This is a genomic window from Corynebacterium sp. L4757 (assembly GCF_043673995.1).
Classification (GTDB): domain Bacteria; phylum Actinomycetota; class Actinomycetes; order Mycobacteriales; family Mycobacteriaceae; genus Corynebacterium.
Map to the genome: position 1 here is coordinate 468,618 of NZ_JBIMEN010000001.1, position 11,927 is coordinate 480,544.

11 protein-coding genes are annotated in these 11,927 nt (G+C 54.3%); all 11 read right to left on the reverse strand.

Annotated features, from left to right (window positions below; genetic code table 11):
* Positions 1 to 7: 7 nt before the first annotated feature.
* On the reverse strand, positions 8 to 3,151 hold the full coding sequence (gene ileS, locus ACG98I_RS02170; protein WP_394717958.1) for an isoleucine--tRNA ligase: 3,144 nt from the start codon (positions 3,149 to 3,151) through the stop codon (positions 8 to 10).
* A gap of 290 nt (positions 3,152 to 3,441) precedes the next feature.
* Complete coding sequence (locus ACG98I_RS02175) at positions 3,442 to 3,624, reverse strand: hypothetical protein (protein WP_394717959.1); 183 nt, start codon at positions 3,622 to 3,624, stop codon at positions 3,442 to 3,444.
* 77 nt (positions 3,625 to 3,701) lie between these two features.
* Positions 3,702 to 4,781: a DivIVA domain-containing protein gene (locus tag ACG98I_RS02180; RefSeq protein ID WP_394717961.1), complete on the reverse strand. Its 1,080-nt coding sequence runs from the start codon at positions 4,779 to 4,781 to the stop codon at positions 3,702 to 3,704.
* Positions 4,782 to 4,996: 215 nt separating this feature from the next.
* The gene (locus tag ACG98I_RS02185) at positions 4,997 to 5,290 is read right to left on the reverse strand and encodes a YggT family protein (RefSeq protein ID WP_394717962.1); all 294 of its coding nucleotides are present in this window, start codon (positions 5,288 to 5,290) and stop codon (positions 4,997 to 4,999) included.
* An 85-nt stretch (positions 5,291 to 5,375) separates the two neighbouring features.
* Positions 5,376 to 5,822, reverse strand: a complete 447-nt coding sequence (locus tag ACG98I_RS02190) for a cell division protein SepF (protein ID WP_394717964.1) — start codon at positions 5,820 to 5,822, stop codon at positions 5,376 to 5,378.
* 41 nt (positions 5,823 to 5,863) lie between these two features.
* Positions 5,864 to 6,550, reverse strand: coding sequence for a YggS family pyridoxal phosphate-dependent enzyme (locus ACG98I_RS02195; protein WP_394717966.1), 687 nt, complete (start codon positions 6,548 to 6,550; stop codon positions 5,864 to 5,866).
* Positions 6,551 to 7,279: a peptidoglycan editing factor PgeF gene (gene pgeF, locus ACG98I_RS02200; RefSeq protein WP_394717968.1), complete on the reverse strand. Its 729-nt coding sequence runs from the start codon at positions 7,277 to 7,279 to the stop codon at positions 6,551 to 6,553.
* 21 nt (positions 7,280 to 7,300) lie between these two features.
* Positions 7,301 to 8,557 (reverse strand): cell division protein FtsZ, encoded by a 1,257-nt coding sequence (ftsZ, locus tag ACG98I_RS02205; RefSeq protein WP_394717969.1) that lies wholly within the window; start codon positions 8,555 to 8,557, stop codon positions 7,301 to 7,303.
* Positions 8,558 to 8,742: 185 nt separating this feature from the next.
* A complete protein-coding gene (locus ACG98I_RS02210; RefSeq protein ID WP_394717970.1) occupies positions 8,743 to 9,402 on the reverse strand; it encodes a cell division protein FtsQ/DivIB in 660 nt (219 codons plus the stop codon).
* Positions 9,403 to 10,803 (reverse strand): UDP-N-acetylmuramate--L-alanine ligase, encoded by a 1,401-nt coding sequence (murC, locus tag ACG98I_RS02215; protein ID WP_394718069.1) that lies wholly within the window; start codon positions 10,801 to 10,803, stop codon positions 9,403 to 9,405.
* Positions 10,804 to 10,836: 33 nt separating this feature from the next.
* Positions 10,837 to 11,922 (reverse strand): undecaprenyldiphospho-muramoylpentapeptide beta-N-acetylglucosaminyltransferase, encoded by a 1,086-nt coding sequence (murG, locus tag ACG98I_RS02220; protein ID WP_394717972.1) that lies wholly within the window; start codon positions 11,920 to 11,922, stop codon positions 10,837 to 10,839.
* Positions 11,923 to 11,927: the final 5 nt, after the last annotated feature.

Below are 11,927 nucleotides of genomic sequence, written 5' to 3' on the forward strand. Positions count from 1 at the left end.
AAGACCTTTAGTTCTTAGCCACCTGCGCGGTGACACCGGTGAGAACATCGTGGCTTTCACCGTCAAGGGACTCGGTGGTGACCTTGAATTCGGTGGCCAGAGTTTCCGCAGCAATGTGGTCTGCGTGGCGGTTAGCCCAGTCTTCCTTGTCTGCTGGAACGGCAAGTACCACGCTGATGCGGTCAGAGACCTCAAAGCCAGATGCCTTACGTGCATCCTGCAGGCCACGAATAACGTCGGCTGCCCAACCTTCAGCCTCGAGTTCTTCGGTGACCTCGGTGTTGAGCACAACCAGGCCATCAAGACCATCAATACGTGCGGTGGACTTTGGATCCGCTGCCTGCAGACGCTCAGTGTACTCCTCAGGGCTTAGAACCAAGTCACCATCAACGATGACATTTTCACCATCACGGGTGTAGTTTCCAGCCTTAAGATTCTTGATCGCACGCTGAACATCCTTGCCCAAGCGAGGACCAGCAACCTTCGCGTTGCAGACAACCTCGAAGGTGCCGACGGAGTCAACGTCATCGGTCAAGAGGACCTCCTTGACGTTGACCTCATCACGAATGATGTCCTTGAAGTCACTCAGCTGAGCCGAATCCGTGACTGCCACGGTCAATGCTGGCAATGGCAGACGGTTACGCAGCTTATTAGACTTACGCACAGAGCTGGCAGCAGAAGCCACCGCACGGGTGGTGTCCATGGCCTCAACCAAAGCAGCGTCCGCTGGGTAGTCCTCTGCCTTCGGGAAGGAAGCCAAGTGTACGGAACGCTCACCGGTCAGGCCACGGTAGATGACCTCAGAGATGTGCGGCAGCAGCGGAGCCACTGCACGGGAGACGGTGTGCAGCACCGTGTACAAAGTGTTGAAAGCCTCAGGGTGTGCTTCCTGGCCTTCCCAGAAACGATCACGGGAACGGCGCACGTACCAGTTGGTCAATGCATCAGCGAAAAGACGCACTTCATTGGTTGCAGACGAAATATCTGTGTTCGCCAGTGCTTCATCCACGTTCTTAACCATGTCATGGGTCTTAGCCAGGATGTAGCGGTCCAGAACATTGTCAGAGCTGGTGTCGAACTTCGCGTCCTCGGAGGCGTACAGATTAAGGAATGTGTACGCGTTCCAAATTGGCAGCAATGCCTGACGCACGCCATCACGAATACCTTGTTCGGTGACAATCAAGTTACCGCCGCGCAGGATTGGTGAGGACATCAGGAACCAACGCATGGCATCCGAACCGTCGCGATCAAAAACCTCGTTGACGTTCGGGTAGTTGCCCTTAGACTTGGACATCTTCAGACCATCATCACCCAAGACAATGCCGTGAGCGACAACCTTCTTGAATGCTGGACGATCAAAGAGTGCGGTAGACAGGACATGCAGCAGGTAGAACCAGCCGCGGGTCTGGCCGATGTACTCCACGATGAAGTCGGATGGTGAGTGGGTATCAAACCATTCCTTGTTCTCGAATGGGTAGTGTACCTGCGCGAATGGCATCGAACCAGAGTCGAACCATACGTCGAGGACATCTGGGACACGGCGCATCATGGACTTGCCGGTTGGATCGTCTGGGTTCGGACGAACTAGCTCATCGATGTGTGGACGGTGCAGGGACTTTGGACGCTCACCGAAGTCAGCTTCGAGCTCATCCAGGGAACCATAGACATCGATGCGTGGGTATTCATCATTATCGGAGAGCCACACTGGGATTGGGGAACCCCAGTAGCGGGTACGGGAGATATTCCAGTCGCGTGCACCTTCGAGCCACTTACCGAATTGGCCATCACGAACGTGCTCTGGCATCCATTCGATTTCATTGTGGTTGAGCTCGACCATGCGGTCACGGATCTTGGTGACATCCACGAACCATGCTGGCATGGCCTTGTAGATCAAAGGCTCACCGGAGCGCCAGGAGTGTGGGTAGGAGTGCTCGATGGTGACGTGGCGGATAACCCGGCCCTTCGCCTTCAGATCCTTGATGATGTCCTTGTTAGCGTCAAAGACCAGCTGGCCTTCGTACTCAGGTGTCTGTGAGGTGAACTTGCCGTCATCATCTACTGGCATGACCAGTTCAATGCCGTACTTGGCGGTGGTCGCCATATCGTCTTCACCAAAGGCAGGTGCCTGGTGGACAACACCGGTGCCGTCTTCGGTGGTGACGTAATCAGCCAGCAAGATCTGGAAAGCATTTGGCTGATCCTTGAAGTAATCAAAGATTGGCTGGTAAGTAATGCCTTCCAGCTCAGCACCCTTGAATGTCTTCAGAACCTCATGGTCTTCACCAAGTTCCTTGGCATAGGAGCCAATCAATGCTTCTGCCAGAATAAACTTCTGACCAGAGAATTCGGTGTCACCACCAACGCGTACCAGCGCGTAATCAACCTCTGGGTGAACCGCCAGAGCCAGGTTGGATGGCAGGGTCCATGGCGTGGTCGTCCATGCCAAGAATGCTGCATCTTGCAGTTCTTCCGGGGCATTACCGGTAACTGGGAAAGTAACCGTCAGGGTTGGGTCCTGGCGCATCTTGTAGGAGTCATCCAGGCGGGTTTCCTGGTTTGACAGTGGGGTGTGCTCTGCCCAGGAGTATGGAAGAACGCGGAAGCCCTGGTAGATCAGGCCCTTATCGTAGAGGGTCTTGAATGCCCAGATGACAGACTCCATGTAATTCGGGTCCATCGTCTTGTAGCCGTTATCGAAATCTACCCAGCGTGCCTGGCGGGTGACGTATTCTTGCCACTCATCGGTGTAGCGCAGAACGGACTGTGCACAGTACTCGTTGAACTTTTCCAGACCCATGTCTTCGATCTGGCCTTTATCGGTAATACCGAGCTGCTTTTCTGCTTCTAGCTCTGCTGGCAGACCGTGGCAGTCCCAGCCGAATACGCGTGGTACGTAGTTACCAGCCATGGTGCGGTAGCGCGGAACAATGTCCTTAACGTAACCGGTCAGCAAGTGACCATAGTGTGGCAGGCCGTTTGCGAATGGAGGGCCATCGTAGAAGATGTACTCTGGATTGCCCTTGCTTTGCTCTAATGATGCTTTGAAGGTGTCATCCTCAGCCCAGAACTTCTGAACTTCAGTCTCCATTTCAGGGAACTTGGATGAGCCACCGGTCATGTCGACCTTGGGGTAAACGTGTCCTACGTCCATTGCTTGATCCTTCACTTCGCCAATAAATTGCCAGCTACAGGGACGCACAATGTGTACGCGGTACCACCCTGTTTGAGCTTTCACAGCTCCACTCGATTGGTAGTGAAGGATATTTCGGTCCCACCCGTTCGGTTCTACTAAGCCCCAGCCCGATTAAGGCGCAAACGCTGGTTAGCTGTTCTTCCGAAATGCTCCCCGGTGATTGCCGGATCAATGCATACGCTGCCTACTCTACACCCACCGTCAAATATTCAACAGTTGGAAACACAACTATAAGCAGCTGCCGATGCCTACTCGTCTTCGTTAGGTTCCGGCTTGGCCTTAGACTTCTGATACCAGTCGATGATGAACAGGATGATGCCTGCGCCGGCCGCAAGGAATACGAGGATGAGCGACCACGTGGCGGCGGAGAGGATGTAGTTGACAAATGCGATAAACGCTACGAGAGCTAGAACTAATGCTGCAACGAGCACGTTAATCTCCTATGTGCGCAAAACACCCCCGAGCCGCGTTAAACGCTACAGCATCGGGGGCTTTTATGGGAATCGAATTAGTTCGCGTCCTTGGTTGGTTCACCATTAGGAGCGGCGGAGCCACGGGAATCCAGTTCATCCAGCTGGGACTGCAGCAAGGACTTCAGGCGGGTGCGGTACTCACGCTCGTAGGTGCGCAGTTCAGCAATGCGGTTCTCAAGAGCAGTCTGCTGGGTCTTGATGGTGGTCATGACCTCTTGGTGCTTCTTGGTTGCCTCTGCCTCAAGTGCAGCAGCCTTTTCCTCAGCCTGGCGGACCTGAGCCTCGGCGCGGGAGTTCGCCTCGGACTCAGTCTGCTTTGCCCTCTCCTCAGCGTCAGCAACCAGCTTCTTGGAGTGGGTATCAGCCTCAGACAGCTGGGTGCTGGAACGCTTCTCAGCGTCAGCCAACTGCTGCTCAGCAGCCTCACGAGCCTCAGTCAACAGGGACTCAGACTCAGCGCGTGCCTCATTGGAGAGACGGTCAGCCATATCCTGAGCCAGACCCAGGATTCGAGCAGCTTGCATGTGCGTCTCAGGGGTAGCTGGACCAGTGGTGCCAGCAGCAGTACCTGCGGCAGCACCGGCTGCGGCAGCGCCAGCAGCCGGAGCGGCAGCCTTGGAGGTCTTCAGCTCAGAGTTTTCCTTCTTCGCAGCGTCAAGTTCCTTCTTCACTGCCTCAAGCTGCTTACGTACCTTAGCGGTCTCATCCTGAGCTGCCTTCAGCTCAGTAGAGTCAGCAGTGGAAGCAGCGGCTGCTGGCTTCGCGGACGCGGACTTAGCCTTAGCAGCCTCATCCTTAGCCTTGGAAGCTTCTTCCTTGGCCTTGGTGGTTTCAGCCTTGGCATCAGCCAGCTTCTTTTCGTACTCCGCGCGAAGTTCAGACTCAACGGACTTGCGGATAGCGGATTCATCAGCTGCAGGTGCAGCAGCAGCAGCGGTTGAGGAGGAACCAGATTCGACCTGCTTCTGCAGCTCGTAGTTCTCGTCCTGAAGCTGAGCTAAGGCATCCTCAACGAGGTCGAGGAACTGATCGACCTCGTCTTCGTTGTAGCCACGCTTGCCAATCGGCGGCTTGCTGAATGCGACATTGTGTACGTCAGCGGGTGACAGTGGCATGGACTTCTCTTCCCCTTCAAGTCGGTCGAACTCCGGTGACCCGAAGTACTTTATTACTTTCCCACCCTAATGAAACTAATCACATGAGTGTTAAAGCTCTTTAAATGTACGTTTTACCTAAATCTAAACTACTAGGTTACCTAATTCTACTTAACGCGTCGGTGTTTCCTGATGTTTCTGCGCGTTTTCTGGCAGTTCCTAGTAATAATCTTGCATTAAGAGATGAAAATGACCTGAACGATTACCTGCAGGATTTGCAAAATAATGAACAAAACCAAGACAGACAGGTCCAGGGCAACTCCACCCATTTGAAGTGGCGGAATGACCTTCCGCAGTGCCTTTACCGGTGGATCCGTGATGACAAACAGGGGTTCTGCAATCACCATAAACCAACGCGGTGGATTGAAGTTCCGCGAGAAGGACTGGATCATCTCAATAATAATGCGGATAATCAGCACCAAAGCATAAAGCCTCAGCAACGCGAACAAAATGATTCCAAATGCAGTCACGCGTCAACCCTATCAGCAGTTGTTAAAACCCACACAACCCCACCTTTGAGGGTGGGGTTGGCATCTCGTTCAAGGACTATCCTGTTTAACGCAGGCCCGCTGCGTCTTCAAGTTCAGCGGTTGGGATTGCTGAACCCTCAGGAACAATCGCGAACACGCGCCGGTCGGTGTCCAAGTCGCGGGTCAAGTTAATCATCTTGCCGCGAAGGCCAAAGCAGAGACCTGCAGCGAAATCAACGAAACGCTTTGCAACATCAAACTCAGCGTCGGTTACTTCAAAGACCACAGCGTCGCCATCACGGAATGGCTCGCCAATCTTCTGAGCCTGGTTGAAGGTCACTACGGTGACAGCAACGATGGAAGGCTCAAACTCTGGCTCAGCAATTGCACGGGTGTATGCAGCAGGACGTGGTGCGTATGCCGCGGAACCGTGAGTATCGTAGCGTGGCTCGTCTGCGTAGTAAGCGTCGTCTACGCCTGCTTCAGGTTCAGCAAGGCCGAAAAATTCTTTGGTCTTTACCAAAAAAGACATTCATTACTCCCTTTGAGATGCCGGGTATTTGTCGTTGGCTTTTAACCTAATGGCCTCTCCCCCATAATTCCGGTTCCGACACGCACGATATCGCTTCCCGCAGCAATCGCTTCCTTCAAATCTGCGCTCATTCCGGCCGATAGTTTCATCGGGCGTTTCAGCTGTTCACCGAGCTGATCAGCGAGTTTGCGCACAGTGGTGAACACCTCGCTCGCATCGGATTCCAAGGGAGGAACCACCATCAATCCAGAAAGCTCTAAGTTTGGCAAGTTTTCAATAATTTCGGCTAGTTCCACTACCCCATCAATGGCGATACCGCCTCGCGAAGTATCGCCGTCATAGGAGACTTGGATGAATACCGGAAGTGGTTCCCTTTCGGCGTTCTCGATGCCACGGTTGAGCGCATTAGCCAGCTTCTCCGTATCGACTGAATGAACCGATTTTGCCCAACGCGCAACATGGTTGGCTTTCTTGGTTTGCACTTGGCCAATCATGTGGAAATTTATTGAGGTAAGTTCCTCGGCCTTTGCACGGGCTTCTTGCTCGCGGTTTTCAGCCACATCACTAATACCCAGTTCGCCGAGTAGGGCGACGTCTTCTGATGGATGAAACTTGGTTACTGGCAGAAGTTGTGGGGCTTCGTCGCGTCCAGCTTCCTGAGATAGTCGCGTGATCAACGCGCGTGTGTCTTCTAGGCGTGCTTTCAGCTCATCAATTCTTAAAGTCATCTATTTCTTCTCCTGAATCCAGATAAGGCCGGCTTGCCGTCCCGTCTTACCTTCCCGGCGATATGAAAAGAAGTCTTCATCCTCAATGGTGCACCTAGGGTCCGCTTCGATAGCCGTCACGCCCTTGCTCATGAGCTGGCGTATCAAGCCCGCGCGCACGTCCACGCCCCAGGTGCCTTTGGTGGTTCGGGTCTTGGAACCTGGCAGGTGTGCCTCTACGTCTTGGGCCATCTCTTCAGGGACTTCATAATTGCGTCCTGATGCAGCAGGACCAAGCAGCACTTGAATATTGGATGGGGTTGCACCGAGCTTCACCATCTCGTCAATGGTGTTGGCAACAATTCCATTGCGGGCACCCATGCGTCCAGCATGAGCAGCGGCCACAACGCGCGCTTGAGCATCAGCAAGCAGCACTGGCACGCAGTCAGCCACGAGCACGCCGAGGCCGAGCCCAGGCGTGGTGGTCACGATGGCATCGGTTGCCTCAACCGGAACTTCGGTCGATCTATCCACCACGGTGACGGTGTTGGTGTGGAGTTGTTCCATCCAAATAATGTCATCGACGCCTGTAACTTTCTTCAGGCGTTCACGGTTTGCGGCTACTGCTTCTGGCTCATCGCCCACGTGGTCACCAAGGTTGAAGGTTCCATATGGGGACGCCGAAGCCCCGCCGGCACGGGTGGTAAACACCATGCGGACGGGGCGGAAATTTTCCTCGTTAACTGGCATGCATCCAGACTAGCGCGTTATTTAGCGCATGAAGTCCGGAACATCCAGATCATCGCCACCAGCGCGACGACGATCACGGTCTGGCTCGCGGTCACGGCCATAATCACGGTCACGGCTATAATCACGGTCACGGTCATCCTCACGGCTGGTGAATAGACCGGAGCCGGATGGACGGGAATGACGTGGCTCGTAGCGTGGCTCTTCACGTACTGGTTCTGGCTCAGGAGCACGCTCGTCGCGGCTATCAAAGAGGGAACCTGGACGGGACTCCAGCTTCTCCTCTTCCTTTTCCTTCTTCGCTGCCTTCTGGTTATTGGCACCCTGCAGGTTAGCCTCAGCGTCGAAGCCAGTTGCGATGATGGTCACGCGGACTTCATCACCCAGATTGTCATCAATGATGGTGCCGAAGATGAGGTTAACGTCTTCATCAGCCTTCTCAGAGACCATGATGGCTGCCTGGTTGACTTCCTGCAGACCAAGGTCCGAGCCACCCGCAACGGACAGCAGAACGCCCTTGGCGCCTTCCATGCTGGATTCCAGCAATGGGGAGTTAATTGCTTGCTGTGCAGACTGCATCACGCGGTCTTCGCCGCGTGCAGAGCCAACACCCATCAACGCGGAACCAGCGTCAGACATGACGGAGCGAACGTCCGCAAAGTCAACGTTGATCATGCCTGGGATAAGAATCAGGTCAGAGATACCTTGGACACCATTGTGGAGCACCTCATCCGCAGCGCGGAAAGCTTCCATCATGGACAGGTTCTCATCACCCAGCTGCAGCAGGCGGTCATTAGGGATAACAATGAGGGTGTCACATACCTCGCGGAGTGCTTCAATGCCCTCGGCTGCCTGGCGGGTACGGCGGTTGCCCTCAAAAAGGAAAGGCTTGGTGACAACACCGACGGTCAAAGAGCCCTGCTTCTTCGCGATGGAAGCAACAACTGGAGCAGCACCCGTACCGGTGCCACCACCCTCACCGGCAGTGACGAAGACCAAGTCTGCGCCAGCCAGGGCATCTTCAATTTCAGACTTATGGTCTTCAGCGGAAGTCCGGCCAACCTCTGGATTCGCACCTGCACCGAGGCCACGGGTCAGTTCGCGGCCAATATCGAGTTTTACATCTGCGTCGGAGAACAGCAGCGCTTGGGAATCAGTGTTAATAGCAATGAACTGAACACCCTTGAGGCCCTCTTCAATCATGCGGTTAACGGCATTTACACCGCCACCGCCGACACCGACGACTTTGATGTCCGCGAGATTATTACTTGGAGTGGTCATTAGAGGCGCTAGCACCTTTCGTTCGTGAAATTTCTGGTCCGTCAACGAGGAAATCGACGCGTTGTTTCCATCATTAACGACACCGCTGTAATTTTCGGGTTCATTTCACCGCGTGTCGCTACCCTCAACCTTGGGTTTAGAGTTGCTGACATGCGGTTTTGCTCGTCCCCCAGCATACGGTGAAATCAGGGTCGACTGACAAGTGAGGGGTTAGAAATATTCCAATTATCGCCCTCCATCTGCAAGACAGTCTCTAGAGCGCGAGCCTTATTTTCATTATCTTCGCTGGCGCCCCACATTACTGTGCGCCCGTCTTCCATGTGAATGCTCATGACATAGCGTTCTTCAACATCTATGCGAGCAATCTGGGTTCGTAATTCCTCAGGGATTGCAGCAATCACATCCACCGGTTCTGACAAAGTCTCAGAGTCCCAATCGCCGGTGATCTCTACGGCTTCTTCGGGTGGGGTATCAATAATGAATTCGCGGCCATTGGTATCAATCAAATGCGGGCCGTCTTCAGCATCAACGTAGGCCGCCACTTCCCTCTCAGTCAGCTCAACCACCAACGTATTAGGCAAACTGCGGCCTACCGTTGCAGTGGCTACCCACGGCAGGCTCGCCACATTTGCGGCAGTGTCGTGGACATTGATCCGCAACAGGTTAGAACCATCAGGTACTCCAGCAGCTTCCTCAACCTGTTCAGGTGTCACATGAGAATTTCCGGTGACCTCAACATTGGTGACGCGAAAGACCGGCACGAAATACACCACTAATCCAACCACGACGGCGATAGCGGCGATGATGCCAACAATTTTGGCAATGAGCTTGGCGGAAATCTTCATCTAGCCCTGAATCTCCTCCAGGATTTCAGCCGCCAGCAATGTCACAGAGCCAGCGCCCATGGTCAAGACCAAGTCATTGCTGCGTGCAACATCCGCCACGGTTGTCCGTGCGGCGGAGAAATCCGGTTCGTAGATAACGTCCACGCTGTCATCAATTTCTTCAGCGATGATACGCGAAGATACCCCTTCTACTGGTTGTTCGCGTGCGCCAAAGATATCCAGCAAGACCACGGAATCAGCCAAAGACAAGGCTTGAGCGAATTCAGATGCGAATTCAATGGTGCGTGAGTAAAGGTGTGGCTGGAAACAGACCACGACGCGGCCGCCGTTGCCCTCAGCATCGACCTTGTCGCACGCAGCACGCAGGACGGCAGAAACCTCCGTTGGGTGGTGCGCATAATCATCGAATACGCGGATGCCGTCACCAACGGTGCCGCGGTATTCAAAGCGGCGACGTACACCAGTGAAGTCACTTAGTCCCTCTGCCAGCAGTGTTGGGTCAGCGCCGACAAGCTCACCAGCAATCAAAGATGCGGCAGAGTTCAGCACCATGTGATGGCCTGGAATCTGCAAGTTATAGGTGACTTCACCCGAAGGCAGCTTGACGGTGACCTTGGTGGCCTCCTGACTGATCTCTTCCTTCAGGATTTCGGCTCCAACAGGGATATCAGCATGCTTCGCCACAGCCTCACTGGAACCATAGCCCAGTACCTTGACACCGGCTGCTACTGCACGCGCGCCCAAGGCTGCCGCATGCTCATCTTCGACACACACCACCAATGTGCCTCCGGGAGTAATCCGCTCTACGAAGTCATCAAAAACTTTGAAATAGGCATCGCGCGAACCGAAGTAGTCCAGGTGGTCCGGCTCAATGTTGGTTACTACCGCGATATTGGGTTCATAGCGCAGCAGGGATGCATCTGATTCATCGGCTTCGGCAACGAAGATATCGTCTTTACCCTGGTGTGCATTGGTCCCAGCGCGATTGAGCTGTCCACCGATAGCAAAGGAAGGATCCACACCTGCGGCCTGTAGAGCAGATACCACCATCGAAGTCGTCGAGGTCTTGCCATGCGTACCGGCAAGCAGCACCTGGGTCAGGCCTTGCATGAGCTCACCGAGCAGATCGGAACGACGAATGATTGGGATACCTGCTTCTTTTGCCGCCATCAGCTCGGGATTATCCTGAGGGATCGCAGCAAAAGATGTCACCGCCACGGTTGGGGCCTCACTCAACTGCTGCAGGTTCTCAGCTCTATGTCCAATGGCAATCTTCGCGCCCATCGTGCGCAGAACTTCCACCGGAGTGGAGTCTTTGACATCTGAGCCCGATACTTCTTTGCCGCGGGAGAGCAAGATACGTGCCAGTCCCGACATTCCGGAACCACCGATGCCAATCATATGGACACGTGAGAGATCGATTGGGTTATTCACTTATTTTGATTCCTTCGCTTTAACGTCATTGGCAATTCGGGCAGCCAAGCTTCGGGCCACATCGCCCGCGCCACTGCCCTTGGCGGCAGTAATCATGTCCTGACGCTTGGCATCATCAGTTGCGATTTCTTCCACAGCTTTAGCCAGTGCCGCACCGTTTAGGTCACTGTCTTTGATCATGACAGCGCCACCAGCATCAACCACGTGCTTCGAGTTCAACGCTTGCTCACCATTTCCATGTGGCAAAGGAACATAAATTGCGGGCAAACCAGCGGCAGTAATTTCCGCTACGGTCATGGCACCAGAACGGCACACGGTGAGATCCGCGACCGCAATCGCAGCAGCCATGTCATCAATATATGGAACTGGTACGTATCCATCACGCGCCTGCGGTGCTTCATTCTTGCGGCCATAAGCATGCAGTACCTGAACGTGTTGGAGAAGTTCTGGCAAAGCGTCAGCGACCGCAGCGTTAATGGAAGCAGCACCTTGAGAACCACCGGTAACCAGAAGTACCGGCTTGGAGTTATTCAAGCCCCAGGTGTCATAGCCGCGTTGGGCGGCTTCCCCATCCGGGTCCTTGCCCAACTCACTGCGAACTGGGATGCCCACTACTTCCCCGGCCATGCCGGAGCTGGCTGTCGCATTAAACCCCACGCCACCGAGTTTGACGCCGAGCTTATTGGCAATGCCAGCCAGTGCATTGGTTTCGAGGACATAAAATGGCAGGCGAAGAGACTTCGCAGCCAGATAGGCAGGTGCCGCAACATATCCGCCAGTACCGAATACGGCATCAGCATCAACATCTTTTAACACCTTGCGGGTCTGTGAGACCGCGCGGATGATGCGATATGGCAGCTTGACCAAATCCATGCTGGGCTTGCGTGGAATAGGGACCGGGATAATCATCCTCAAGTCCACTCCGCGTGCCGGGATGATCTCTTTTTCCAAGCCTTTGGGCGTTCCCAATGCAGTAATGCGCGCGTCGTGGTGGGTACTTAATTGCTCACCCACCGCGAGAGCTGGTTCAATGTGTCCAGCAGTGCCACCACCTGCAATAACGACCGATAATACATCGTTGCTCATGGTTT